At 36.0% G+C, this 26949-nt stretch carries 28 protein-coding genes and 1 rRNA gene; 17 read left to right on the forward strand and 12 right to left on the reverse strand.

The window, feature by feature from the left end; translation table 11 throughout:
* Nucleotides 1-40: 40 nt before the first annotated feature.
* Both pflA and AC1DTM_RS00300 read left to right on the forward strand, forming a co-directional pair.
* Nucleotides 41-772, forward strand: a complete 732-nt coding sequence (gene pflA / locus AC1DTM_RS00295; protein ID WP_002159384.1) for a pyruvate formate-lyase-activating protein — start codon at nucleotides 41-43, stop codon at nucleotides 770-772.
* A 473-nt stretch (nucleotides 773-1245) separates the two neighbouring features.
* Nucleotides 1246-2412, forward strand: coding sequence for a diglucosyl diacylglycerol synthase (locus AC1DTM_RS00300; protein WP_002113823.1), 1167 nt, complete (start codon nucleotides 1246-1248; stop codon nucleotides 2410-2412).
* 373 nt (nucleotides 2413-2785) lie between these two features.
* Here the strand turns inward: AC1DTM_RS00300 and AC1DTM_RS00305 are convergent, their stop codons facing one another.
* From AC1DTM_RS00305 to AC1DTM_RS00320, 4 genes are all read right to left on the reverse strand, one after another.
* On the reverse strand, nucleotides 2786-2905 hold the full coding sequence (locus tag AC1DTM_RS00305; protein ID WP_000358484.1) for a YfhE family protein: 120 nt from the start codon (nucleotides 2903-2905) through the stop codon (nucleotides 2786-2788).
* A gap of 110 nt (nucleotides 2906-3015) precedes the next feature.
* The gene (locus AC1DTM_RS00310) at nucleotides 3016-3573 is read right to left on the reverse strand and encodes a GNAT family N-acetyltransferase (RefSeq protein ID WP_002091129.1); all 558 of its coding nucleotides are present in this window, start codon (nucleotides 3571-3573) and stop codon (nucleotides 3016-3018) included.
* Between the two features lie 240 nt (nucleotides 3574-3813).
* Nucleotides 3814-4944 carry an amidohydrolase gene (locus AC1DTM_RS00315; RefSeq protein WP_002113826.1) on the reverse strand — a complete coding sequence of 377 codons (1131 nt, stop codon included), beginning with the start codon at nucleotides 4942-4944 and terminating at the stop codon, nucleotides 3814-3816.
* 145 nt (nucleotides 4945-5089) lie between these two features.
* Entirely contained in the window at nucleotides 5090-5995 is a 906-nt protein-coding gene (locus AC1DTM_RS00320) for a TIGR01777 family oxidoreductase (RefSeq protein WP_033714563.1), read from the reverse strand.
* Between the two features lie 81 nt (nucleotides 5996-6076).
* Here AC1DTM_RS00320 and recX point away from each other — a divergent pair, with 81 nt between their 5' ends.
* Together recX and AC1DTM_RS00330 are read left to right on the forward strand one after the other, a co-directional pair.
* Nucleotides 6077-6889: a recombination regulator RecX gene (gene recX / locus AC1DTM_RS00325; protein WP_016103469.1), complete on the forward strand. Its 813-nt coding sequence runs from the start codon at nucleotides 6077-6079 to the stop codon at nucleotides 6887-6889.
* Nucleotides 6890-6898: 9 nt separating this feature from the next.
* Nucleotides 6899-7216, forward strand: coding sequence for a YfhH family protein (locus tag AC1DTM_RS00330; RefSeq protein ID WP_002113842.1), 318 nt, complete (start codon nucleotides 6899-6901; stop codon nucleotides 7214-7216).
* 62 nt (nucleotides 7217-7278) lie between these two features.
* On the opposite strand, the gene AC1DTM_RS00335 is transcribed toward AC1DTM_RS00330, so the two are convergent.
* Together AC1DTM_RS00335 and AC1DTM_RS00340 are read right to left on the reverse strand one after the other, a co-directional pair.
* Nucleotides 7279-7431, reverse strand: a complete 153-nt coding sequence (locus tag AC1DTM_RS00335) for a YpzG family protein (RefSeq protein WP_002010325.1) — start codon at nucleotides 7429-7431, stop codon at nucleotides 7279-7281.
* Nucleotides 7432-7463: 32 nt separating this feature from the next.
* On the reverse strand, nucleotides 7464-7622 hold the full coding sequence (locus AC1DTM_RS00340; protein WP_002113845.1) for a small, acid-soluble spore protein K: 159 nt from the start codon (nucleotides 7620-7622) through the stop codon (nucleotides 7464-7466).
* 122 nt (nucleotides 7623-7744) lie between these two features.
* Here AC1DTM_RS00340 and AC1DTM_RS00345 point away from each other — a divergent pair, with 122 nt between their 5' ends.
* Nucleotides 7745-8011 (forward strand): YfhJ family protein, encoded by a 267-nt coding sequence (locus AC1DTM_RS00345; protein ID WP_002159380.1) that lies wholly within the window; start codon nucleotides 7745-7747, stop codon nucleotides 8009-8011.
* A gap of 24 nt (nucleotides 8012-8035) precedes the next feature.
* Here the strand turns inward: AC1DTM_RS00345 and AC1DTM_RS00350 are convergent, their stop codons facing one another.
* Nucleotides 8036-9016: a metal-dependent hydrolase gene (locus AC1DTM_RS00350; RefSeq protein ID WP_016103470.1), complete on the reverse strand. Its 981-nt coding sequence runs from the start codon at nucleotides 9014-9016 to the stop codon at nucleotides 8036-8038.
* 149 nt (nucleotides 9017-9165) lie between these two features.
* Here AC1DTM_RS00350 and mutY point away from each other — a divergent pair, with 149 nt between their 5' ends.
* Nucleotides 9166-10263 (forward strand): A/G-specific adenine glycosylase, encoded by a 1098-nt coding sequence (gene mutY / locus AC1DTM_RS00355; protein ID WP_002159378.1) that lies wholly within the window; start codon nucleotides 9166-9168, stop codon nucleotides 10261-10263.
* A 133-nt stretch (nucleotides 10264-10396) separates the two neighbouring features.
* Here the strand turns inward: mutY and AC1DTM_RS00360 are convergent, their stop codons facing one another.
* Complete coding sequence (locus AC1DTM_RS00360; protein WP_002091123.1) at nucleotides 10397-10573, reverse strand: hypothetical protein; 177 nt, start codon at nucleotides 10571-10573, stop codon at nucleotides 10397-10399.
* A 125-nt stretch (nucleotides 10574-10698) separates the two neighbouring features.
* Between AC1DTM_RS00360 and AC1DTM_RS00365 the strand changes: the two genes are divergently transcribed.
* From AC1DTM_RS00365 to AC1DTM_RS00380, 4 genes are all read left to right on the forward strand, one after another.
* On the forward strand, nucleotides 10699-10980 hold the full coding sequence (locus tag AC1DTM_RS00365) for a gamma-type small acid-soluble spore protein (protein ID WP_002151730.1): 282 nt from the start codon (nucleotides 10699-10701) through the stop codon (nucleotides 10978-10980).
* A 185-nt stretch (nucleotides 10981-11165) separates the two neighbouring features.
* Nucleotides 11166-11420: a YgaB family protein gene (locus AC1DTM_RS00370; protein WP_002010338.1), complete on the forward strand. Its 255-nt coding sequence runs from the start codon at nucleotides 11166-11168 to the stop codon at nucleotides 11418-11420.
* A 319-nt stretch (nucleotides 11421-11739) separates the two neighbouring features.
* Entirely contained in the window at nucleotides 11740-12270 is a 531-nt protein-coding gene (ntdP, locus tag AC1DTM_RS00375) for a nucleoside tri-diphosphate phosphatase (protein ID WP_016103471.1), read from the forward strand.
* 54 nt (nucleotides 12271-12324) lie between these two features.
* Nucleotides 12325-14085, forward strand: a complete 1761-nt coding sequence (locus AC1DTM_RS00380; protein WP_016103472.1) for an ABC transporter ATP-binding protein — start codon at nucleotides 12325-12327, stop codon at nucleotides 14083-14085.
* Between the two features lie 13 nt (nucleotides 14086-14098).
* Here AC1DTM_RS00380 and AC1DTM_RS00385 read toward each other — a convergent pair whose 3' ends face one another.
* From AC1DTM_RS00385 to hemL, 3 genes are all read right to left on the reverse strand, one after another.
* Nucleotides 14099-15187: an aromatic acid exporter family protein gene (locus AC1DTM_RS00385; protein WP_002159375.1), complete on the reverse strand. Its 1089-nt coding sequence runs from the start codon at nucleotides 15185-15187 to the stop codon at nucleotides 14099-14101.
* Nucleotides 15188-15456: 269 nt separating this feature from the next.
* Nucleotides 15457-19893, reverse strand: a complete 4437-nt coding sequence (locus tag AC1DTM_RS00390; protein WP_016103473.1) for a glutamate synthase-related protein — start codon at nucleotides 19891-19893, stop codon at nucleotides 15457-15459.
* A gap of 202 nt (nucleotides 19894-20095) precedes the next feature.
* Nucleotides 20096-21394, reverse strand: a complete 1299-nt coding sequence (gene hemL / locus AC1DTM_RS00395) for a glutamate-1-semialdehyde-2,1-aminomutase (protein ID WP_002159373.1) — start codon at nucleotides 21392-21394, stop codon at nucleotides 20096-20098.
* A gap of 127 nt (nucleotides 21395-21521) precedes the next feature.
* Between hemL and AC1DTM_RS00400 the strand changes: the two genes are divergently transcribed.
* From AC1DTM_RS00400 to perR, 6 genes are all read left to right on the forward strand, one after another.
* A complete protein-coding gene (locus AC1DTM_RS00400) occupies nucleotides 21522-22535 on the forward strand; it encodes an ABC transporter ATP-binding protein (RefSeq protein WP_002113870.1) in 1014 nt (337 codons plus the stop codon).
* On the forward strand, nucleotides 22528-23319 hold the full coding sequence (locus AC1DTM_RS00405; RefSeq protein WP_002113871.1) for an ABC transporter permease: 792 nt from the start codon (nucleotides 22528-22530) through the stop codon (nucleotides 23317-23319). Before AC1DTM_RS00400 ends, AC1DTM_RS00405 begins: the two co-directional genes overlap by 8 nt.
* Nucleotides 23320-23323: 4 nt before the next feature.
* Nucleotides 23324-24109, forward strand: a complete 786-nt coding sequence (locus AC1DTM_RS00410; RefSeq protein ID WP_016103474.1) for an ABC transporter permease — start codon at nucleotides 23324-23326, stop codon at nucleotides 24107-24109.
* 72 nt (nucleotides 24110-24181) lie between these two features.
* Nucleotides 24182-24586 carry a potassium channel family protein gene (locus AC1DTM_RS00415; RefSeq protein ID WP_002091112.1) on the forward strand — a complete coding sequence of 135 codons (405 nt, stop codon included), beginning with the start codon at nucleotides 24182-24184 and terminating at the stop codon, nucleotides 24584-24586.
* A 44-nt stretch (nucleotides 24587-24630) separates the two neighbouring features.
* Entirely contained in the window at nucleotides 24631-25086 is a 456-nt protein-coding gene (gene bcp, locus AC1DTM_RS00420) for a thioredoxin-dependent thiol peroxidase (RefSeq protein ID WP_002010353.1), read from the forward strand.
* A gap of 451 nt (nucleotides 25087-25537) precedes the next feature.
* On the forward strand, nucleotides 25538-25966 hold the full coding sequence (perR, locus tag AC1DTM_RS00425) for a peroxide-responsive transcriptional repressor PerR (protein ID WP_000237831.1): 429 nt from the start codon (nucleotides 25538-25540) through the stop codon (nucleotides 25964-25966).
* 86 nt (nucleotides 25967-26052) lie between these two features.
* Here the strand turns inward: perR and AC1DTM_RS00430 are convergent, their stop codons facing one another.
* On the reverse strand, nucleotides 26053-26409 hold the full coding sequence (locus AC1DTM_RS00430) for a YgzB family protein (protein WP_002159371.1): 357 nt from the start codon (nucleotides 26407-26409) through the stop codon (nucleotides 26053-26055).
* 447 nt (nucleotides 26410-26856) lie between these two features.
* Here AC1DTM_RS00430 and AC1DTM_RS00435 point away from each other — a divergent pair.
* Nucleotides 26857-26949: ribosomal RNA gene (locus AC1DTM_RS00435) — 16S ribosomal RNA — on the forward strand; the annotation flags it as partial.

Genomic DNA, 26949 nt, shown 5'->3' on the forward strand with positions numbered 1-26949 from the left:
TATAGCGGAGGGAGGCTGTTTCAATAAAGGAGGAAGTAACATGGTAAAAGGAAGAATACATTCTGTAGAGTCTTGCGGTACTGTTGATGGCCCAGGGATTCGTTATGTCATATTTACACAAGGGTGTTTATTACGTTGTCAATATTGTCATAATGCTGATACGTGGGAAATCGGTAAAGGTAAAGAAATAACAGTTGAAGAAGTGATGCAGGATGTGACATGTTACCTTCCATTTATTGAAGCTTCTGGAGGCGGTATAACAGTTAGCGGTGGAGAGCCACTATTACAGCTAGACTTCTTAATTGAGTTGTTTAAAAAGTGCAAAGAAGCTGGTATCCATACAACAATCGATTCTTCGGGCGGTTGTTATTCTGAAGAACCAGAATTCCAAAATAAGCTAGATATTTTAATGGATTATACAGATTTAGTTTTATTAGATTTGAAGCATATTGATTCAAAGAAACATCGTAAATTAACAGGGAAACCAAATGAACACATTTTACAATTTGCTCGTTATTTATCGGATAGAAAGAAACTAATTTGGGTAAGACATGTATTGGTTCCCGGTGTTACCGATGGTGAAGAGGATCTGCAAAAATTATCAAACTTTATTCAAAGTCTATCTAATGTTAAGAAAGTGGAAGTGTTACCATATCATAAACTCGGTGTTTATAAATGGGAGGCACTTGGACATAAGTATCCACTTGCGGATGTGAATCCACCGACAGAAGAAAATGTTGAGCATGCAAAACATATTTTAAAAGCAGTCTAATCCAAATATTGGATTAGGCTTTTTGTTTCTTTACCCCGCTATTTGTGGGAGCCCTGCTGCCCGTAAACCCCCACTGATTATTAGCCTTCACTTTATAATAAAATCTAGAGTATATATTTAGAAAAGAGTATACTGAAGAGAGAATATCCATATTTTTGTAAAGGATAGGCGGAGAAATTTACATAATTGTAAAGGGAAAACAAAATAGTAAAAAGAATTAAGAAGTAAAAGAGTGAGTATCATGAAATATAGAACATTTGTAAGTTATTGCGAAAGCCCTTATAGGAAAGTATAATATAAAGATATGAGCACAGATAGGATTAAGGGGTCAATCTTATATGCTTTGCATATCCACGACAGGTACATAGCTAACAGGGGAATATTGGAATCCGAGTATGTAATGTTTAAGGAAAATGTTTTTCCTATTGTCGTATATGCAATATGGAGAAACAAAAAGCTAGGAGTGGATTTGTTTGATAAAAAACCCCAAGGTTTTAATATTAACTGCACATTACGGTAACGGTCATGTGCAAGTAGCGAAAACATTAGAACAAACCTTTCGTCAAAAAGGAATCAAAGATGTAATTGTATGCGACTTGTTCGGAGAATCACATCCAGTTATAACCGATATTACAAAATATTTATATTTAAAAAGCTATACGGTAGGAAAAGAATTATATCGTTTGTTTTATTATGGTGTAGAGAAAATTTATGATAAAAAAATAGCATCTTGGTATGCGAATTTTGGAAGGAAGCGTTTGAAGACGCTATTACAGGTGGAGAAACCGGATATTGTTATTAATACCTTTCCGATCATCGCTGTACCAGAATTGAAAAAGCAAATAGGTATTTCTATTCCTGTTTATAACGTATTAACGGATTTTTGTGTGCATAAAATATGGATCCATCGAGAAGTAGATCGTTATTTTGTAGCAACCGATCATGTGAAAAAAGTGATGGTTGATATCGGTGTACCTGCAGAGCAAATTGTTGAAACAGGGATTCCGATTCGCAGCAGTTTTGAGCTAAAGATAAATCCAGCAATTATATATAATAAATATCAGTTATGTAAGGATAAAAAGATGTTATTAATTGTAGCAGGTGCTCATGGTGTGCTAGGGAGTGTAAAAGAGCTATGCCAGTCATTTATGTCAGTACCAAACTTACAAGTAGTTGTCGTTTGTGGGAAAAACGAAGCTTTAAAGCAGGATTTAATGGAACTACAGGAACAAAGTTCTGATGCTTTAAAAGTATTTGGTTATGTTGAAAACATTGATGAGTTGTTCCGTGTTACTTCTTGTATGATTACGAAGCCAGGTGGTATTACATTAAGCGAAGCAGCAGCATTACAAGTACCTGTCATTTTATATAAACCTGTCCCAGGACAAGAGAATGAAAATGCGTTGTATTTTGAAAAAAAAGGGGCTGCAGTTGTCATTCGTGATGATAGTGAAGTTTTTGCAAAAACAGAGGCGTTATTACAAGATGATATGAAGCTTCTTCAAATGAAAGAAGCAATGAAAAGTATTTATCGTCCTGAGCCAGCTGGTCATATTGTGGATACAATTTTGGCAGAAAATCATGCAGAGCCGAATCATATACCTATTAAATCACCAGCTCTTGCCGAATCTTTTACTTAATATGAAACCCCTCTTTTAAGCATTTAAAGAGGGTTTTTTTATTGTTGTAAAAAAAGTAAACGTGAATTATTAACTTATCCACAAGGTATTGCGCTTCTATTAGACAGTAAAGTCGGAATATTAACAACTATATCCACATAGTCCACATTTTTTAGAAAATTATCCACAATTCTCACGTTTAGAATTCATTTAAATAGATGAATTCGTAAAATACTTTTGGAATTTATGCACAATTCTACGATTTTTGTGGATAAAGTTGTCCACAAAAAAGATTCCTTATTTATAAGGAACCTTTTTTGCTAATCTATTGGAAGATCTTATGTAATGAAACTGAATAATTAGGGGGGAAACCTTCTAATTATTCAGTTTCACTTTAAATGCTTTTTGAGCGATAGCCCGCTGCACGATCTGCTTTTCGAAATTCTCGTTGATAGAGAACTTCTTGTGTACTAGATAATGTGTTTTTTGCTTTATCACGTTTCTTTTTATCCATTACAAATCACCTCGTGTCCTAAAGTCACTATCTATCGTTTCCAAAGACATGGGGTGATATACATATATGTCAAATTAGTAATGATTAATTATTATTTCTGAATTTTTAGATTACGCTTCTTTTAATTGGTGTGCTTCTTGGAATGTTGTATCTCGCATTGTTGCAAGTGTATATTGATCTTTTGGAATTTCATATAAATTATATACTTCTTCATGCGCGTTAATTTCATCATAAACGGCTTTTCTTGTTTCGTTTGCTAGATTTACATATTGTAGTTTTTCGGCAGCCTTAATAGACCGGATATTTATTTTACGAATACGCATAAAAATCGTTTCAATATCTAATTCGTAGAAAAGTTCGCTAAAAAATGAATCTTTCGCTAATTTATTATATCCTTTGCCATGATAGGGTTTGCCAAGCCAGGTTCCGAGGAATCCGGCTTTTTCTTGCACATCAAATAAAGTAATTGTACCGATAGGGTTACCCCATTCATCTAAAATTGTGCGTGAGATTAATTCTCCACGCTCTTCGGCTTCAATTGTTTGTTTCGTTAAAAATAAATATTCTTCATAAGAATAAGCCTTTTGACGCACAAAAGGGAAGACAGCTGGATCCACCATTAACTCGTATAGAACGTGGCTGTCGTGTAAGTCGCGTTTTTTCAACACACTAACTCCTCCTCACACGAGGGTAGCATGACGAAAAAACACCCACCCTCGAAATTTTTATATCAATCTTTAAAAAATTTCGGGGTGGGAATCGAACCCACTAGAACCAGTTTATAACGCTGGTGGCGCACCATTTGCCTTCCCCATTCATCAATTTGAAAATGATAATCACGACACAAATTGATTATGGTTTCATTCAGTTTATAATCGTATAATACTTTATCTAGTCAAAAAAATAAACTAGTTTTTTTTATTTTTTTTGTAAATTATTTTTCCGTCAATCATGGTGAGTACAGGCTTGGCTAAATAATGGAAAGGATGGTGAGTCCATAACACGAGATCAGCATCTTTTCCAACTTCAATGCTTCCAATTCTATTCTCTAAACGTAAATTACGAGCTGGAAAAATAGTTATTCCTTCCAAGGCCGTTTTTTCATCTAATCCTTCTCGAACAGCGATAGCGGCACAAACATTTAAATATTGAATGGGTGTATAAGGGTGATCTGTTGTAATAGAAACTTCTATGCCACTTTTAGATAATATATGATAAGTATCCCATGTTTTGTTTTTAAGCTCGATTTTCGAACGTCGTGTAAGGGTCGGACCAACTGAAATCTTTAAATTATGTTTCGAAAGTTCCTCAACAATAAAGTGTCCTTCTGTACAATGTTCAATACGTAAATCAAGATTGAATTCTGTCGCAAAGCGTAAAGCTGAAGTGATATCATCTGCGCGGTGAGCGTGGATACGTACTGGTATTTCTCGGCGGAGTGCTTTTAAAATAGGGAGCATTCGAAAATCAGCTTCATGCCCGTAGTGTTGTGCGTCATAGAATGTTTCACGAAGTAACCCCATAATTCCCATACGTGTTATTGATTCTTTTGTGCCGTTGCTATGGACCTTTTTAGGGTTTTCTCCAAAGGCAATTTTTAAACCAGCGGGTTCCTGAATAATCATATGATCAATACAAGTTCCAGCAGTTTTTATTACACAAGTAGTACCGCCGATAATATTTTGGCTTCCGGGCATAACGTGAACAGTCGTAACCCCATTTTGTACAGCGTCTTGAAATGCAATATCAAAAGGATGGATCCCGTCTAAAGAACGGATATGTGGTGTTGAAACTTCAGATGTTTCATTTGCATCATTACCAGCCCAACCAGTGCCTTCGTCATAGAGACCAAGATGAGTATGCACATCAATAAATCCAGGTAAAAGATGAAGAGCTCGTGCGTCTATAACAGTCATATCTTGAGTAGGCTTAATATAAGGTTTGACCTCGGTGATTCGTTCTCCTGTAACCAGTACATCTCCTTGAAATTTTGGAGAGGTAATAGGATATACGATGGCTTGTTTGAGCAATGTTTTCATAGGTACCTCATTTCTGTTACTTTGTAATATTTAGTGTAAGTTAAGACAAAGTAACTGAAAGGTTGTTCGTGTAGTAATGCTCCGGAGTTTAGAAAGTGAGAAGTTTTGAAGGAGATAAACTACCCGTAAAACTATTTTAGAAGTACTACATTGTATGCAAGAGTATATTTTGTAATGCATGGTTAACTGTAGGAAATGTGTATCGATATCCATGTTCAATCGCTTTATTGGGTAATACATGTTGCCCTTCTAATACAAGTATACTCATCTCACCGAGTAAAGCGCGCAGTACAAATGAAGGAACAGGTAACCAATGAGGTCGCCTAGTTATAGTGGCAATAATTTCACCGAACTCTTTCATCCGTATTGGCGTTGGCGCTGTAATATTAAAAGGTCCGTCAATTTCTTTTTTGTGAATGATGAAATCAATCATGCGAACGACATCGTCTATATGAATCCATGATAACCATTGGTTTCCAGATCCAATTGTCCCCCCAATATATAATTGATAGGGAAGTAGCATTTTTGGAAGAGCTCCTCCGTCTGCACCTAATACGACTCCAAATCTTGAGTAGATTGTTCTTATTCCAAGAGAACGTGCTTTAGATGCTTCTTGCTCCCATAAAAATACTGTTTCTGCTAAAAAATCATTTCCGGGAGTTTCTTGTTGCTCAGTAAAAGACTCTGTTTCAGATGTTCCATAGTATCCAATAGCGCTTGCGTTAATAAATGTGTGTGGTTTTGTTGCGAGTGCTTGTAATTGTTTCATGAGTCCTCTTGTTGTTTGAATCCTACTGTTTAAAATTGTTTCTTTTTGTTTCTTTGTCCATCTACTATTAATAGACTCTCCAGCTAGATTAATAACTACATCGATAGAGGAGAGGGGAAAGGTCTGTAAATCCGGTGTCCATTGTACGTATTGAAGGTTAGTATGTGAAGTTTCAGCAGTTTTTTTTCGAGTAAGAATGTAAACAGTATATCCCTTTTGAATAAAAAAACTAGAAAGGTATTTGCCGATAAAGCCAGAGCCACCAGAAATTGCGATTTTCACAATCATTTCCTCCTCATTATATATATTCTTGAAAAGCAAAAACGTTCCTTGACTATGTTAAAATAATAGAGAGGTGAGAGTATGACTGTCATTACAAAAATAGAAGTGCAAAAACGCTCGAAAGAACGATTTAATATTTATATTGATAAAGGTCAAGGTGAAGAGTACGGGTTTAGTGTGAATCAATCAATCTTAATGAAACATGGGTTACAAAAAGGCTTAGAAATTGATGAAGTAGCGTTAGGGAATATTTTGTACAATGAAGAGGTACAAAAAGCATATTTACAAGCAATTTCCTATTTATCCTATCAAATGAGAACAAAACAAGAAATAGAAGATTTCTTACGAAAAAAAGAAGTGGGACAGGCCATCATCTCTGAAGTCATTTCGAAATTATTACATGATCGATATATTAATGATAAAGAGTACGCTATTTCATACGTGCGAACGCAAAGTAATGTGAATCAAAAAGGTCCAACTGTTATTAGGAGAGGGCTATTAAGTAAAGGTGTTCAGGATTTAATCATTACACATAGTTTACAAGAGTATCCAAAGGAGAAGCAAATTGAGAATGCTTTGTTTCTTATAGAAAAGAAAAAAAAATCTTATCAAAAGCATTCATTTTTACAAATGAAACAAAAATTAGACGAAATGCTTGTTCGTAAAGGGTATTCTAGAGAGGTAATTCAAATTTGTCTGGAAGAATTGAAAGACGAAAAAGATGACGAACAGCAACAAGAAGCGTTACACTATCATGGGAATAAATATTATGAGAAATATAAGAAGTATGATGGTTGGACATTCGAAAATAAGGTGAAGCAAGCGTTATATCGAAAAGGATTCTCTATTGATGAGATAGATATATTTTTACAAATGAAACGTGAAGAGGAATGAGGAAATAAGATGGGTATGCCAAAACGCTACAGTGAAATGACACCACATGAGCTAAGGGAAGAAATTGGGGTTTTGAAGGAGCAAGCAGTAAAGGCTGAGCAACTTGGAATTGTAAATGAATTCGATGTATTAATGAGAAAAATGGCTATGGCTCGTGCTTATATGATAGATATAAATAAATTCCATATTGGTGAGACATATGAATTAGTAGAAGAACCTGGTGTGGTATTTAAAATTACGTATTTCAATGGGGTATTTGCTTGGGGATATAAGCAAAATGATAATGAAGAGATTGGAATACCAATTTCCTTGCTACAAGAAAAATAAAAACCAGAGAGCGAATCTCTCTGGTTTTCATCTTTGGTAGACGTTAAAGGAGATAGGAGATTCTAAAATTGGCGTTTTTTACATTCGTTTGCCAGTATAATGAGAGACTGGGTTTGTTGCGTCTGTCCGTTAACTTGCGCCTTCGCATGTTTTGGACGAGTCCACGTATGGTTAAATAATTCAGAACGACGATCTAAATGGTCACGGTAGCTCATCTTTATCACCTCGTGTAGGAATTTAATTTGGACTACTCTTCCTGCTGATTTGCAGCACGCATACGTTCTTGTGGGTGCGTGTTAATTGTGCCGTTAGGTCGTTTCGAAGCGAAGCGTGATTTCGCTTTCGGTTGACCTTCGATTTTGCTGTTGTTTTTTGACTCAGACCAAAATTCGGCTTGTCTACCCATTAAGAACGCCCCCTCATTATCAGTCGATACCTCTTTAAGAAGTATCACTTATAGAATGTGCAAAATAGAAGAAACTATCCTTTAGAAATTAAGGGAATAAATAGGTAAAAGGAGAATAGAACATGAATGATATTTATGAAACATTAACGAAAGAATTATTAGATAAGAATGACAACCTTTCTTACGCACAAGCTCGTGCATGGGTTGAATTACTGTGGGAAGACTTCCGAACAACTTATGCTAAATCAGGTCGTTACCAAGGTGAGGAAATGACTGAACAAGTGGTACGAACATGGGTTAATAATCATGGAGAGCGCCTTCATGAAATGCGTACGAATAATCCGAAGTATAGCCATTTAATCAATCAAGAAGATCATTTGAAACATTAAAAAAAGCGACTTAGGTCGCTTTTTTTAATGTGGAAGCAATTCCAGTTTCTTTCGAAGTTTTTCTTCGCTGAAAATCCATCCTGTATATGAATTAATAATATTTAAATTTTGATCGAGCTGGACGATTGCGACGAATGGATAATAATCTTTACTTCGATACCGCAAATCAATAAATCGAACTTCATAATAGTTATCATAATCGAAAATATCCCAGCGATATACAGGCGAGAAAGATAAGAAAGCAGATATATTTTCATCTCGCACAGCAGCTTGCATAATGGCAGTATTCGGGAACGGTACGCGATTAAATTTATCGTATACAAGGATATTACCGCGGTGCCATCTTGCGACGTAGTAATGTTCAGTTGTAACGACGGCTAAATGATAATGATAAAATTTGTAAGAAGGAGAAATAATCACTTTCTCTACATTTTTGAAACGTTTGTATACTATACTTTTGATATTTCGATGCATCATAATGCGGCCGATGTAGTAAACAAACATTAATATATATGCTGCTAAAGCAGTATAGCCTTTATGTGCTCCGACAAGCATACAGGCGATAGCGAGTATATGGATAAAGAAAATGACCGTATCAAACGTATTAATTATGCCGAGCGCTACCCATTTTTTTGTGAAGGGCCTTAATGCCTGTGTACCATAGGCGTTGAAAATATCCACAAAGACATGAAGAAAGACGGCAATAAATGACCAAAGTAGTAGATGCAGATAGGGAGCGTCTGAAAAGAAGGCGAAAGAGATGCCACTTATAAGGAGTGACCAAAGAATCACTGCAGGAATGGAATGAGTAATCCCGCGATGATTTCTTATATATTTAGCGTTATTACGCAATTTTAAAACTGTATCGATGTCAGGAATATTGGAACCGGCAATTGTTGCAAGCATCACTGCTTGTGGCCCAATATCACTTTGTGCTATAGCTGGATCTAATGTTGCCAAACTGCCTAGAGTAACGCCCATAACAAGGTGAGTGGCTGTGTCCATAGAAATCCACCTCCGTTTTTTATTAATGTAACTCTTTTTATTCGATACCTCAAGTCCTTTGCCTTCTATTTCCTATGTCATCTTACTTAAATTTTTTCCTAAAATCTTTATAATAGTACATATATGCAAAAAAATGAGGGGGATCAAGTTTGACACTTGAAATATTAAATGAGTTTAACATAGAACAGTTTCAAAATGATTTAATTGGTTGGTTTGAAAAAGAACAACGTGATTTACCGTGGCGAAAAAATAAAGATCCATACCGTGTTTGGGTTTCGGAAATTATGTTACAGCAAACAAGGGTAGAGGCTGTAAAACCATATTACGCAAATTTTATGGGGAAGTTTCCTACGCTTGAAGCGCTAGCAACTGCCGATGATGAAGAAGTATTAAAAGCATGGGAAGGCTTAGGTTATTATTCTAGAGCACGAAATTTACACGCGGCAGTAAAAGAGGTAAAAGAAGTATATGGCGGGACAGTACCGAGCGATGTAAAGAAAATTGAAAAATTAAAAGGAGTAGGACCATATACAAAAGGTGCCATTTTAAGCATTGCATATGGCATACCAGAGCCAGCGGTTGATGGAAATGTTATGCGCGTATTATCTCGTATTTTATCAGTGTGGGATGATATTGCAAAGCCGAAGACGAGAAAAGTTTTTGAAGAGATTGTGCGTGAAATTATTTCGGTAGAAAATCCATCTTATTTTAACCAAGGTTTGATGGAATTAGGGGCATTAATTTGTATCCCGAAAAATCCATCTTGTTTACTTTGTCCTGTACGTGAACATTGCAGAGGGTATGCTGAAGGTGTTCAAAAAGAACTACCAGTGAAAAGTAAAGCGAAAGCACCTACAATGGTACCGCTCGTTGCAGGAGTACTTCAAACTGAAGATGGCCGTTACGTAATTAATAAACGCCCAAGTACGGGATTACTGGCTAATATGTGGGAGTTCCCGAATATTGAACTAGGTGAAGGTATTCGTAATCAGAAACAACAGCTTACGGATTATATGAAGGAGAGCTTTGATCTCTCTGTTTCAATTGATGAATACGCGATGAATGTACAACATACTTTTACACATCGTACTTGGGATATATTTATATTTTACGGAAAAGTAACAGGTAATATTGTCGAAACGGATACATTAAAGTTTGTGTCGAAAGAAGCGTTCGAACAGTTACCTTTCTCGAAATCACATCGTACAATTTACGAAAAGTGTGTTGAGAAAATTACAATGCAATAAAGTGAAACTTTAATCAGTGGGGGTCTTACTGCCCGTTAATGCGGGATAAATAATAAAAACGTGTTCCAGAACTTTGGAACACGTTTTTTATATTGAAAATAAATTTGTATTTTGAGGTTAAAAATCCATGCGTTTATAATCCGCCCCGTGACTCGATTTCTTTCACAACTTCTTTATAAATCGTTTGTCCCTCTACATTTAGATAAGGCATAATTTGCTGAAATGAATGATGAAAATAAGCTAATTCATCCTCTTTCCATTCATTTTTGGAAATCATAGTTAGCTCAGTCATATCACGCCCAGTATACATATTCCCACCTCCATCATATGTAGTTTGAATGAGTGATAAGAGATATATACGTGAATTTTTAAAAAGAAAATTAGGGATAACTTCTAAGCAAATTGGTTACATTATTRATTGTGGAGGTGAGAAAGATGAGTAAAAAACAACAAGGTTATAATAAGGCAACTTCTGGTGCTAGCATTCAAAGTACAAATGCTAGCTATGGTACAGAGTTTGCAACTGAAACGAATGTACAAGCAGTAAAACAAGCAAACGCACAATCAGAGGCACAGAAAGCACAAGCTTCTGGTGCTCAAAGTGCAAATGCTAGTTATGGTACAGAGTTTGCAACTGAAACAGATGTGCATGCAGTGAAAAAACAAAATGCACAATCAGCTGCAAAACAATCACAATCTTCTAGCTCAAATCAGTAATGAAGGAAAAACACTTCTCCGTTCGAGAGAAGTGTTTTCTTTGTGTGCGTGTCACTGTAATGAAAATAAAGTGAACGACATAACTTCTAATAAGTCAACAAATATAGTCAAAGGAGAAAGAAGTTCACGATTAGAAATATGTAATAGGAATTATAACTGGCGAATGAATCAAAAGGGGGTAAGTGATGAACGATTTTGATAAGTTGGTAGGAGAGCAGTTGGAAACGATGGATGAGCTTTTAAAGTTACAATCACATTTAGAGAAGTATCAGCAAATTGAAATGAGTGGAAGGGATACGTGTGATAAAAAAGAATTGCATTTTATCCGTCAAGAAATATACAGAACAGAAATAGCATTAAAACTTTTGCATGAAAAATTTGAACAGCAAACGAATAATGTGATTCAATCTTTTGAAACCGAAAAAATAATTTCAAATTAAGGGTGAGATATGTTGTTGATTTTAGGGGAAAGTCCTTTCTTAAACAGAGATGAGGGGGACTTTTCTTTTTGTTATATCTTCGTTTAATCTTCTAAAATACGTATTGCTAATTCATAGAGGATTTTCCTTTAGTAAAAGGGTTGGTGATGTGGTATTCAATAATACAAACTTCATTATATTCCTTATGAAAACAAGTATCCTATCGCTTTAGTTTTAAAATTTTGACAAAAAAGTTATAATAGAAAAAAAGTGAATGCAGTTCAAGGGGTAGTTAAGACAACTTAAGAATGGCATTTGCAGCTGAAAGAAGGGAGCATATATGGGATTTCCCAAAGAAGGAGAAAAGGTACAAATACATAGTTATAAACATAATGGCTCCATTCATAGAATGTGGGAAGAGACATCGATTTTAAAAGGGACGCAGAGTCTTGTGATCGGAGCGAATGATCGTACAGTAGTTACGGAATCAGATGGCCGAACATGGATTACTCGCGAACCTGCGATTTGTTACTTTCATGCCAATTATTGGTTTAATGTGATTGGAATGCTAAGGGAAGAAGGAGTATATTATTATTGTAATTTAAGTTCTCCTTTTGCATATGACTCTGAGGCATTAAAGTATATTGATTACGATTTAGATATTAAAGTGTATCCGGATATGACATATACACTTTTAGATGAAGATGAGTATGAGAAGCATAGCCAAATCATGCAGTATCCACCTGTTATTGATACAATTTTAAAACGAAATGTAGCACATTTAACACAGTGGATTCATCAAAGAAAAGGTCCATTCGCACCGGATTTCGTAGATATGTGGTACGAAAGATATTTAATGTACAGAAATTAAAACAAACCTGCAGGGGATTTCCCGGCAGGTTTGTCCTATTAGAGGGGGGATTATGTGCAAGGTATAAAAAGATATTTACAATTTGTTAAACCATATCGATGGCTTATTGCTATTACAATTATTATTGGTCTTGTGAAGTTTGGTATCCCGCTTATTATGCCATGGTTATTAAAGTATATTATTGATGATGTTATTCAAAGCACGGGATCGCTTCAAGAAAAAACGTCTCAATTAATAACCGCAATTGGGATTGCTTTTTTTATTTTTGCAGTAGTAAGGCCGCCGATAGAATATTATCGTCAATATTTTGCGCAGCGCATTGCCAATACAATACTATACGATTTACGAAAATATATTTTTGGGCACTTGCAAAAATTGAGCTTACGTTATTATTCGAACACAAAAACAGGGGAGCTTATTTCACGTGTAATCCATGATGTAGAACAAACGAAGGATTTTGTAATTACTGGTCTTATGAATGTTTGGTTAGATACTGCAACAATTGTTATTGCCATTATCGTTATGTTTTCTATGAATATAAAATTAACCTTTGTTGCTTTATTAATCTTACCTATTTATGTAGTTGCAGTGAAATATTTTTTCGGGCGCCTTCGAAAATTGACGAAAGAGCGCTCACAAGCGTTAGCAACTATGCAAGGGTATTTACATGAACGTATTCAAGGAATGCAAGTGACACGTAGTTTTGCATTAGAAGAGTATGAAAGAGGACAGTTTGAAAAGAGAAATAATGAATTTTTAACGAAAGCACTAACTCATACGAGTTGGACAGCGAGAACATTTTCGGCAGTGAATACGTTAACGGATTTAGGGCCATTACTTGTTATTGGTTTTGCGGCGTATGAGGTAATTCAAGGATCGTTAACACTGGGTACTATGGTTGCTTTTGTTGGATATATGGATAGTTTATATAGTCCGCTTCGTCGCCTTGTTAATTCATCTACAACATTAACACAGTCTTTCGCCTCGATGGATCGAGTGTTTGAATTGTTGGATGAAAAATACGATATTGTTAATGTGCCAAATGCAGTGCAAACAAAAAAGTTAAATGGTGAAATTGTATTTGATAATGTTTCTTTTCGTTATAATGCGGATGAAAAAGAAATATTGCATAATCTGTCATTAACTATGCGCTCGGGAGAGAAGGTTGCGCTTGTAGGGGCAAGTGGAGGAGGAAAGTCATCTCTTGCTAGTTTAATTCCGCGTTTTTATGATGTTTCTGAAGGTGCAGTTTATATAGACGGGATAGATGTAAGAAAGTATAATATGAGAAATTTACGTAGTCATATTGGAATTGTGCTACAAGATAATTTATTATTTAGCGATACAATCGGGGCTAATATTTTATATGGCAATCCGAAAGCTACAGAGGCGGAAGTGATTTCAGCTGCCAAAGCTGCACAAATTCATAATTTTATTACAGAGTTGCCAGACGGCTATGATACTGTCGTTGGGGAACGTGGTGTGAAATTATCTGGTGGACAAAGACAGCGTGTAGCAATCGCGCGGGTTTTTCTAAAGAATCCGTCTTTACTTATATTAGATGAAGCAACGTCCGCTTTAGATTTAGAAAATGAACGGTATATTCAAGAGGCACTGCAAACGTTAGCTGCAGATCGGACAACAATTATCATTGCACACCGATTAGCGACGATCACGCATGTCGATACAATTATTTATGTTGAAGATGGTGAAATAAAAGAAAAGGGTTCTCATGAAGAGTTAATGAAAAAAAGGGGATTTTATTACAATCTATATCGACTTCAGCATATAACAGAAACAGCTCCTTTAGCGTAAAAGGAGCTGTTTTTTATTCGTCTTCTTTTTTATCTTCGATTTGGAGTTCGCTTTCTGGTTTATGGTATGTGTAGAAGCTATCCACAAGTAAATCTAAATGCTCTACTTCCTCACTGTAGTTAATAATTGAAGAAATAAGAGGGAAGAGGTGTAACCATATTTTATATGCTTCCTCATCATCCTTATTTTGATAATCCATAAAGATATCAATCAATTCTTGTTTACCTGTTTCAACTTCATCAAGCATCTCAACGGATTGTTGTTTCTTTGCTTTACCAATAAATTTTAATAACACTTGTTCGTGATAATGCGTTAATGAATCAAGTTCGTTTTGAATAGATTCCTGAAACTCTTCTGGCATATAGCGCAGTTCATTTTCAGTGCGATGTAATGACTTTAATGTGCTTAAAGCACGGCTTGTTGTCGCTAACATTTGTCTGAATAAAACGAGCTTACGAATTTTTGCGAATTGTATTTTTTTCGTATAGCTTCTTTCTTCTTTATACAGCAAATAGTAATGATTTAGTTTAATCATTTTTTCTTTCATGCGATCAATATCGGTTTTTAGCGTTGTAAAATCAGAAGCTTGCCTACTGTTCATACGAATCCATTTAACAATTTCCTCTGTATTATCAACGATGCGATGGTAAAGTTTTGTTTCATATTTTGGCGGCATAAATACTAAATTTACAAGCGAAGCCGCAATAATTCCAATCATAATCGTTGCGAATCGAAGTAAGGCAAAATTAAAGAAATCTTCGCCTTGATACTCCATAATGGCGATAACTGTTACTAAAGCGAGTGATATTGTTTTTTCTAAGTGTAATTGTAAAGTAAGAGCAATTACTAATATACACGTTAATCCAATAATAAAAGGATTATGTCCAAAAGCAGTAGCAAATACGATAGCGAATACCGCACCAATTACGTTTGCTTGAATTTGCTCAAGAGCTGTTAAATACGAGCGATATACAGACGGTTGAACAGCAAAGATAGCTGAGATTCCCGCAAATACTGGACTCGGTAATTGAAGTAAAATACAAGCAAATAAAGCTAATGTAATGGCAATACCCGTTTTTAAAATGCGAGCACCAAGTTTCATACCCTTATTGATATCCTTTCTCTTGTCATAATGAATGTACAACATGATACTATACATTCATTACAATATGTTAGCAAGTGATATTTTAGTGACGTTAAAAAGTTTAATAAATAAATTACAATCAATTTATAATTTCTCCAAATTCTCTTTAAACATCTATTCTTTAATAAAAAAACCTGCTGAATTTCAGCAGGTTTCAAATTGTTATTCTAGATTACTATGCGATGCTCGCTTCGTCAATTTTTTTATGAAAATAAATATTGTACATATCATTCAGTTGAAATAGATGGATCCGCCTGTTCTTTTTTCGGGATAATTTCATAGAAGTGAAGCTGGATATCATCTAATAATGGTGTTAACAAAGCGACTTCTTCATATTGTTCATGCTCATTTAATACACGAATGTAGTCTAATAATAATTCGTTCACATCTTGTAAACCATGTTTACTAATTGGCTGCAATGTTACATTTGCACCTTTAGCGATTCTTCTTTTTAAAGCGTGTTCTGTTAAACCTAAGTTTGGCTCATGACGTAAATAAACAACACCACCAGTCATGCCGGCACAAATCCATGGACCAGGATCTCCTAAAACAAGAGCACGACCATTTGTCATATATTCAAAAGCAAATCCTTTTATATTAGAATATACTCCGATATTTCCTTGTTCTTTTTCGCGAAGTGGTTTTGTAATTCTGCCTCCAATTATCATATCTGCTCCAGAAAGGCGAATGCCAGCACGAGCATCAGCGTTACCTTGCACGTATAATGCACCTTTTTGAGCGCCGTATCCAAATCCTTTTCCGACAGAACCGTTATAATATGTTCCATCTTTTCCTTTTGCTTTCGTTATATAAATGCCACCGCCAAATGAAGTTTTTCCAATTCCATCTTGCGCGCCACCATTTACGTGTATAAATAAGTTCTCGCTATTGTACGCGCCTAATCCGTTTCCGGGAACAGATCCGTTTGTATACTTTAATGTAAGTGGTTCAAGATGAGTGTTTTCATATAATTTGCTACGAATACGATAACAGGATTCTAGACCGCCCATTACGCGTTGCTCTACGCCGACGCTTACTAATTCTTTTGACTGGAGAGAATTTGTTGTTTCAAATTGTTTTTCTTGTACAGATGCCGTTATTTTCACGGATGAATCTTCTATCGTTTGTATTAAATTACGTAAGTCTAATAAGTCCTTGCCTCGAGTTTGTTCTAATAAATCCGATCGTCCGATAATATCTTGTAAGTTTGTGTAACCGAGCTGCCCTGTTAAACGTTTCAATTCTGTACCGAAAGTAGTGAATAGGCTTAATAGCCCTGTAACTGCGCTTTCTAATTCACGTGGAACGAAACGGCGCAGTCCATGTTCTTTCGCTTGAGCTTCAGATTCAATTTGTGTTGCAATTCCGACGTGGCACGTATCAAGATGACAACCACGGCAAGTTGTACAGCCAATTGCAATCATTGATAATGTGCCAAATCCGATCCGGTTTGCTCCAAGGAGCATGATTTTTAAGGCGTCATTGACACTTCGAATACCGCCGTCTGCCCAAATTTCTACTTTATGTCTCATATTTGCTTCTAGTAACGCATTGTGAGCAGCTTTAACGCCAATCTCTACAGGAAGACCTACATGTTGCAATGCGTGAATACGCGCAGCACCTGTTCCGCCATCAAATCCACTAATGTTAATAAAGTCAGCGCCAGCTTTTGCGATACCGACAGCAATTGTTCCGATGTTAGGAACGACAGGAACTTTTACAGCTACTTTTGCAAGATGATTAGCCGTTTTAATTTCTGTAATCATTTGAGCCAAGTCTTCAATCGAATAAATATCATGGTTGTTAGAAGGTGAAATTAAATCTGAACCAATTGTAGCATTACGCGCTTCCGCAATTTTGGCAGTCACTTTTGAACCAGGCAAATGTCCACCTTCACCAGGCTTTGCTCCTTGACCGATTTTAATTTCAATTAAATTTGATGAATTTAGTAGTTCAGCGTTTACTCCAAACCGGCCAGATGCAACTTGTTGTCCGCGTGTATGTGGGTATTTACCAATCATATCTTTAATTTCGCCGCCTTCACCGTTCAAACTAATCATATTTAGCTGATTGGCAGCTTCTGCATATGCACGGAAGGCAATTTCATTTTGAGAACCGAATGACATAGAACTAATAATAAATGGTAAATCATGATTGTGAATGCCGATGGACACTTCTTCAGTCGGAATTACATGTTCTGTTTGTTTTGTTTGAATAAGGTGCCTGATTGCGATAGGGTTATTTTCTTCTAATTCACTTAACTTGTCGCGGTAATCATCATAAGAGTTTCCTTTTGCAACATCACCAATTGCTTTCCAAATCCGGGGGAATATATGAAATGATTTTCGCATTCTAACTTTTGGATTGTTATAATCATCAGCTCGAATTTTCGCATCTTCAGCAAGTGATTCAAGTGAAAAAGCTAAATCATTTGAACCGAAGAAATTTGTAATTTGTAATATATTTGCGATTTCCTCATGTAATCCAATAGAGGAGAAGAGGCGACCGTAACCGCGTAATTCATGAATTCCAATCGTCGAAATTACTTTCTCTAGTCCTTTATTAAGTGCGGTATACAAATTAGTAATTGGTGCTTTTGTTCCATCATTTACCGTTGCGAACAATAAATATGGATTAATACCATCTGCCCCTAATCCGTATAGCGTGACGATATCGTGTAAGGAGCGAAGGGCACCAGAACGTATAACGAGAGAGCATTTCCGGCGTAATTTATTTTCAGTTAATGCTTGATGTACTTTAGCAGTAACTAAATGTGGATCAATCCATAACAGTTCATTTTGATGAGATTTAGCGTCATCTAATACTAGTAGGGAAGCCCCGTCTTTAACGGCTGCTATCGCTTCGGAACCAATTCGGTTTAATGCGCTTTGTAAAGTTTCTGATGGACTAAATGTGACAGAAATTGTAGAGACAGAGCTATGAGTGATGAATAGCTGTATAAGTTGTTCGTACGTAATCGTGTGTAAGTCTGCCGCGATAGATTGAGCTAAACTTCCTTCTAAAATAATTGGTGAGAGCATCTCGATTACAAATGGTTGTTTAGAGTTATCTAATAAACCCGGACGCTCTCCGAGTACAGTACGTGTGGAGAAGTGCTCGACTTCTCGATCACGATCGATTGCTGGATTTGTAACAACGGCTACACTTTCCTTAATGAAATCAGCAATATTTCGTCTATCTGTATCAAGTGCGGCAAGTGGTGAGTCATGCCCAAGTGAACGAATTGGTTCGACGCCTTTTGTCGCCATCTGTTCAAGGAGCTGAATATGTTCTCGATCCCAGCCGAAAGCGACGTATTGATTCGTTTCAACTTGAACCAAATCACATAATCCCTCAGTTTCTTTCGTTTCAGGGATAGATAAGTTTACATGATAGTTGGTAACATCGATTCGTTTATTAAAACGGTTGAATACTTCAATTTGATAATTGTCGTATTCATAGAGAACGAGCTCATCTTGTTCATTCCATTTTAATCCAACTTTTTCTCCAGGAGCGAGTGGTTTCGGCTCTGCTACATATTCGGCTGGTGATACAACTCCAGGTTCAGAAGAGAAAATATAGGAGCTCTCTGTCTCTACTTTCCAAACTGGGCGTAATCCAAGGGAATCGACACTGAAAACAGCTTCATCTTTATAACGTGAAATGATGCCAGCTGGACCTTGTGCGAAATGCCCCCAAGCCTCACGTATATAAGTGTATAAGTTTTGTAAGTTTGTTTCGTAAAGTTTTATTTCATTAATAATTGGTGGAAATAATATATCCATTGCTTCAAATAAACTGTAGTTATACTGAACGAGAAGGGTTTCTAAGGTGCGGTTTAAATCTTGGGAATCACTGCCCCCGGCAGTAAGTGGTACATTAATCATGTCAGCTTGATCACGTAATTTTGCAATCGTGTTAATTTCACCATTATGCCCGAGAATACTAAATGGTTGTACACGAAAAAAATTAGATAACGTATTAGTAGAATAGCGATTATGTCCTAGTGTCATAGTTGAAGCGATAAGTGGGTGTTGTAAATCATTGTAATAAGCAACGAGTGTATCACCAGCGCCCAGAACTTTATATACAACATGTTCATGACTTAATGAGGCAACATGAATTGCTTCATTTTCTTCGATTTTTATTGTTACAGAAAATAATGTTTGTTCAATATTTTTAACTTCACTTTGGGCGATAAGGGCAATTTGCCAAAATAAAGGTTCTTCTTGTTTACCAAGAGGACCGAGTGCATCTGAGTTTATTACATCATCATTTTCGAGAACAATTGTAAAGTTTTCATTGTTTAGTTGCGTACGAATGTAATCTTTTAAATCAGCAATGTTTTCTTGTTTGTTTAGAAAAAAATGTCCAACGATAAAGTGGGGATGATCCACAATCGTTGGATTATATCCGCTACTTTTTAGTTTTTCATTCCAAAGTGCTTTTGGCATGTCGATATGAATTCCGATGCCATCTCCTTCGCCATTAATGAAACCAGCTCTATGATTCATTTTGACTAGTGATTGTATACAAAAATCGATGTTTTCTTTTGTAGGAATTCTTCGTTTTTCCATAACGGAAACGATTCCACACGCATCATGTTCTGCATTTTTATAATTCCGAAATAAAGACGGTGTCCATTTATTTTTTTTATTGAGCATCCGTCAATCCCCCCTCTGGAAAATGATTTTTGAATAATCTTACTATTCAAGGCATGAACTGCCTTGTATACAGGGATAGTAAGGATATAAAAGAATATAAAACAGATAATTATGAATAATTATACTATTAATGAGGGATTTATGAAATAGAAAAAAGGAAAAAAGAAAGATGGGCTTTCTTTTTTCCTTTTGAATGAAGAGATTATTTATTGTTCGCTAGGGTAGAAAATGCTCTGCCAACAGCTTCAATTGTATATTCAATATCTTCTTTTGTATGTTCTGTCGTTAAGAACCATGCTTCATATTTAGAAGGTGCTAAATTAATACCTTCTTGAAGCATCAGCTTGAAGAATCTACCGAACATTTCACCATCTGTATTTTTGGCTGCATCGTAATCTTCAATTGTATTTGTCGTGAAGTATACAGTTAATGCACCCTTTAGACGGTTTACTGTAATATCGATGTTATGTTTTGTAGCTTGTTCTAAAATTCCTTTTTCAAGCATTGCGCCAAGTGCATCTAATTTCTCGTATACGCCTTCTTGTTGAAGTACTTCTAGGCAGGCAATACCTGATGCCATAGAAGCAGGGTTCCCGGCCATTGTACCAGCTTGGTATGCAGGGCCGAGCGGTGCAACTTGTTCCATAATTTCTTTCTTACCACCGTAAGCACCAATTGGAAGGCCACCGCCGATAACTTTACCAAGTGCTGTTAGATCTGGGGTTACGCCAAGTAAGTCTTGAGCGCCGCCATACATAAAGCGGAAAGCAGTAATAACTTCATCATAAATTACTAGTGCACCAGCTTCGTGAACAAGTTCATTAACTTTTTCAAGGAAGCCAGGTTTTGGCTCTACAATACCGAAGTTTCCAACGATTGGCTCTACAAGGATAGCTGCTACTTCATGTCCCCATTTATCTAACGCTTCTTTTAAAGTTTCTACATTATTAAATGGAACAGTAATAACTTCTTGGGCGATACTTTGTGGCACGCCAGCTGAATCAGGAATTCCAAGGGTAGAAGGACCAGAGCCAGCTGCTACAAGTACTAAATCGGAATGACCGTGGTAACAACCAGCGAATTTCATAATTTTTGTGCGGCCAGTGTAAGCACGAGCAACACGAATGGTTGTCATAACGGATTCTGTACCAGAGTTTACGAAGCGGACTTTATCTAAAGCGGGCATTGCTTCTTTTAACATTTTTGCGAATTTTACTTCTAATGCTGTTGGAGTACCGTATAGTACGCCGTTTTCAGCTGCTGTTTTAATTGCTTCTGTTACGTGCGGGTGAGCATGTCCAGTAATAATTGGGCCATACGCTGCTAAATAGTCGATATATTTATTTCCATCTACATCCCAGAAATAAGCACCTTTCCCGCGTTCCATTGCAACAGGGGAACCGCCTCCAACTGCTTTAAAAGAGCGAGAAGGACTATTAACACCACCAACGATATGTTCTAACGCTTCTTTATGTAATGCTTCTGATTTCGTGAAATTCACTACAATTCATCTCCTTACAAAAATCTATGTATTATTCTAACATGTTTTTTGAAAAGACGTATTGTTTGTGATAGAAGGAGCAGTTGGGTAAACTATTCGTTGTGACATTTAGGAAGGGGGTCCGATTATGAAATCGGTAATTGAGGTACAAGGGTTACGTAAAGAGTTTACAGCTTATTCAAGTCGTCCGGGCTTAAAGGGTGCATTTCGCGATTTATTAAATCGTAATTATAAAATAGTGCCAGCAGTAAATGATGTTTCTTTTACTATAAAGCAAGGTGAAATGGTTGGTTATATTGGTGAGAATGGTGCTGGTAAATCAACGACGATTAAAATGCTTACAGGGATTTTGACTCCGACATCAGGACAAATTACAGTGAACGGAATGAATCCACACAAACAGAGAGAAGAATTTGTAAGAACAATCGGTGTTGTGTTTGGGCAGCGTTCGCAGCTTTGGTGGGATATCGCAGTGCAAGAATCATTTCGTTTATTGAAGAAAGTGTACGGTGTATCAGACGCTCAGTATAAGGAACATATGGAACATGTTATTGAAACGTTAGATATCGGTCCTTTATTAGATAAACCGGTACGGAAATTATCTCTTGGTCAAAGAATGCGTTGTGAATTAGCAGCGGCGTTAATTCATAATCCGCCGTTATTATTTTTAGATGAACCAACAATTGGACTAGATGTTCTTGTGAAATTGAAAATACGAGAATTCTTAAAAGAGATGAATGAACGTTATAAAACAACAATTTTATTAACGACACATGATATTACTGATATTGAAGCTTTATGTGAACGCGTCATCATGCTTGATGAAGGAAATATTATGTATGACGGATCTTTAGATAATCTTCGTACGCAGTGGGGAGTAGAGAAGGAAATACATTTTCAGTTTGTTGCCCCAGTTTCATACCAGGAGTTATCAATGGTTATGCCAGATAGTCATGTTGTTTGGTCAAAAGCGAAAGAAGAAAACGCATGGGTTGCAAAAATACCGAATGAAGAAGTTATCATTTCTATGTTGATTTCTAAAGTAGTACAAGCCTTTCAAATTAAAGATTTGAAAATTAACGAAGTGTCTACAGAGGAAATTATTCGTAACATTTATGAAGAAGGTATTATGCATGGGTAAGTATATTGAAATGATTCGGATTCGTTTTTTAATGATGCTTGCTTATCGTACAAATTATTACAGCGGGATTTTAATTTATACGATTAACATTGGTGCGTATTATTTTTTATGGCAAGCAATTTATAGCGGGAAAGAGAATATTGAAAGTTTATCTATTTCGCAAATGACTACGTATATTGCGATCGCATGGATGGCACGCGCTTTTTATTTCAATAATATAGATAGAGAAATTGCGATGGAAATTCAAGAAGGACGTGTAGCGGTAGAACTAATTCGTCCATATAACTATTTAGGTATGAAAGTTATGCAAGGGCTTGGAGAAGGGATATTCCGTTTTGCTTTCTTTTCAATTCCGGGTATGGTTATTGTTACGTTATTATTTTCATTACAAATTACAACGAATTTTCAAACGTGGTTATATTTCTTCTTATCTTTAATATTTAGTTTTATCATTAATACACAAATAAATTTAATGACAGGAATGCTTACATTCTTCTTATTTAATAATAGTGGAATTATGTATGCGAAACGTGTTGTTATCGATTTATTTTCTGGTTTATTATTACCGATTAGTTTTTATCCGTTATGGGCCCAAAAAGCAATGGTGTTTTTACCGTTTCAAGCAATTAGTTATATTCCGAGTATGATTTTCTCTGAAGGTATACAAGGAAGTAAGTTATATGAAGCTTTATTATTTCAAATGATTTGGGCAATTATACTTATTATTCCAATTGTACTGATGTGGAAAACGGCGAGAAAACGTCTAATCGTACAAGGGGGATGACGAGATGATATATATAAAATTATTTTTGCAATATGCAAGTCAATATATAAAAACAAAATTGGAGTATCGTGGCGATTTTATCGTCGGATTACTTTCAGATTTATCACTACAAGCTGTTAATTTAATCTTCATTCTCGTTGTGTTTGGGCATACTCAAGCACTAAAAGGGTGGAGCCGAGAAGAAGTAATCTTTATCTATGGGTTCTTTTTAGTACCGTTTGCCATTTTTTCAGCTTTCTTTAATATATGGGACTTTAATGATCGTTACATTATTAAAGGAGAAATGGACCGTATATTAACGAGACCGATTCATAGTTTATTTCAAATTATATTAGAAAGAATGGAACTTGAATCTTTAATTGGAGCTATTACGGGGATTATTGTGATGGGTTATGCAGCAATGGAGCTGCAATTATCTTTTTACTGGTATGATTTCTTCTTATTCCTACTTATGGCAGGGGGAGGGGCACTTGTGTACGGTGGGATATTTGTTACGCTTGCAAGTCTTGGCTTTTGGTCGGATGCGAAAAGTTCCATTATGCCGCTTATGTATAACATAGGGAATTATGGACGCTATCCTGTTGATATTTATAACCGTGTTATTCGCTTTGTTTTAACGTTTGTTTTACCGTTTGCATTTGTTGGGGTATATCCAGCAGCATACTTTTTAAGAAAAACAGAGTGGAATAGCTATGCTTTCGCAACGCCAATTGTTGGTGTTATCTGTTTTACTATTGCAATCAACCTCTGGAATCAAGGGGTTAAACGATATCGTGGTGCAGGGAATTAATTATAGAAGCTTGTTCGTTTCTAAGGGATAAATCAGCTATAGTCCTCATACATATAAAATGAGGTGGAGGACATGTTATGGGGATTTATTCTATTAATTGCAGCAATCGCTATTTTGAGAAGTGTCCAATTATTATGGAGTTCATATTCAAATTCCAATCGTTTCTTTTCGCTGTACAATTTAGCTACGTTGTTTTTAATTTATACAACGGTACTGATTGCGTTTGGATTAAGTTATGTTGTGCTAGAGGAAATGGGTTTTGCAGTTTTGAAAGAAGATGGGGATAGGTTAAGTGCTCATTCCTTTCAGCTCGTTGAAATATGTTTATATTTTAGCGCGGTTACTTTATTGTCCGTTGGATATGGTGATATAGCTCCGATTGGAATCGGAAGATGGATTGCAATTGGAGAAGCGCTAATTGGATATACATTACCGTTTGCATTTGTGGTAAGGACTGTAATGGACAATGAAAAATAAGGTAGCATTTGTTATAGTAATAGAAAAGAAAAGGAGTGATAACAATGATCACAGTAGGAGAAATAGCACCGGAATTTACATTAGAGGGAAGTACCGGAGAACAAATTCGCTTAGCTGACTTCCGAGGTAAAAATGTAGTTTTATATTTTTACCCGAAAGATATGACTCCAGGGTGTACAACTGAAGCATGTGATTTTCGTGATGCATATGGATTATTCCAAGAGAAGGACACGGTCATCCTTGGTGTCAGTCCTGATTCGGTGAACAGACATATGAAATTCATAGAGAAGCATGAGCTTCCATTTGTACTTTTAGTAGATGAAGATCATAAAGTAGCAGAATTGTACGATGTTTGGAAGTTGAAAAAGAACTTTGGAAAAGAGTACATGGGAATCGAGCGTTCTACATTCCTTATCAATAAAGATGGTGAACTTGTAAAAGAATGGCGTAAAGTGAAAGTGAAAGGACATATTGAAGACGTTCTTTCTTATATAAAGTGAAACTTTAATCAGTGGGGGGTGTCTATCTACACTGATTATTAGCCCGCACCAATTGGGCTTTTACGGGCAGTTGATCTCCCGCCTAACTCCTTCGCATTTGCGGAATTTTGAAGTGGGAGTCTTACTGCCCGCAAATAGCGGGATAAAATAATCTATATTAATGTGGAGAAAAAATATATATGTAAGGCATGCGTCTATACATATTTTCTTGCGATACATAAAGTGAAAGTGTAGGGCATACCTCCTCAGATGATAGTATTCCAAGTGCGATTATGTCGCACTTTTTTCTATGTAAATGTATAGGAAATGGGGGAAGGTATATAAGAATAAGGATATATACAAAAATAAACCACATACTTATAGTAGAAATATTGACGATTTATAAGAAAAAGAGTACACTCTTTATAAGAATTATAAAATAATAATCCGTATAGAATCGGGGTGCATGACGGTGGTCAAAGAAGAATTAAAAGAAGCGCTAGAAATGCTGAAAAATACGGGTGTACGCATTACTCCACAGCGTCATGCTATTTTAGAGTACCTTGTGGAATCTATGACACACCCAACAGCGGATGACATTTATAAAGCATTAGAAGGTAAGTTTCCAAATATGAGTGTTGCAACTGTCTATAATAACTTACGTGTGTTTAAAGAAGTTGGACTTGTAAAGGAATTAACTTATGGGGATGCTTCAAGTAGATTTGATTATGTTACAAGTCAACATTATCATGTGATTTGCGAAAAATGTGGTAAGATTGTTGATTTTCCTTATGGAGGTTTGGAACAGCTTGAAGAGGAAGCTGCGAAAACGACAGGCTTCGTTATTAATAGTCATCGCTTAGAAATTTATGGCGTTTGTCCAGAGTGTCATAAGGCGTAATATATAATAAAGAAAGAGGGTGACGATTTCGTCACCCTCTTTCTTTATTATATGGGGATGAAAAAATACTAAAGTGAAAGTACGTGTTATCCTTTATAGCTTTTTTTATTGTACTTCTCATTAAATTCTTTTCCTTCTAAACTCGGATCGAGTGTTAAAGGTTGGTTGCAATGCATACATGCGTCGACACGACCGAGCATTTTTGTTGGTTTATCGCAGCTTGGACAAATAATTTGTATCGTCTTTGTAGATAACATACCAATCCAAAAGTAAACAACAGTGCTAGCGATGACAGCTAAAAAACCAACCATCATAAAGGTTGTCATAATAATGATGTTTTCGCGAAAAAAGACACCTAAGTATGCAATGAAGAGGCCGATAAATACTAAACTCAATGCAAAGGTTCGGATTTTATTAATTTTGTTCGAATATTTAATACCCATTCCCACCACACTCCTATAGGGATAATATAACACACAATTTAGAATATTTTATGAAAGTGAAGGCGATGATTAAATTTATCACTTATTAAAGAACAGTAGTGCTTTCTTTTAAGATGCAATACAGAAAGAGATTAGGTGGAAGAAGCATGTCTATAAAAGAGGAGTAGTAATTTTTTCTATAGTTAATTTAGCTTTTTAACGGGATGTGAAATTTTTTTTAGAAAAAGTATTGACCCTATATATACTGCATGATATATTAATAAACGTCGCTGATGCGGAAACGCAGAAAACGACAAAAAAGAAATTTAAAAAACTTAGTTGACATCGAAAAACGAAGATGTTAACATAAGGAAGTCGCAATTGAGCGGCGAAGTAGTTCTTTGAAAACTGAACGAAACAAACAACGTGAACGTCAATTTTTATTTTTAGATGCTAGACAAACTAACTTTATTGGAGAGTTTGATCCTGGCTCAGGATGAACGCTGGCGGCGTGCCTAATACATGCAAGTCGAGCGAATGGATTAAGAGCTTGCTCTTATG

This window comes from Bacillus sp. P4_D3, from assembly GCF_056401855.1.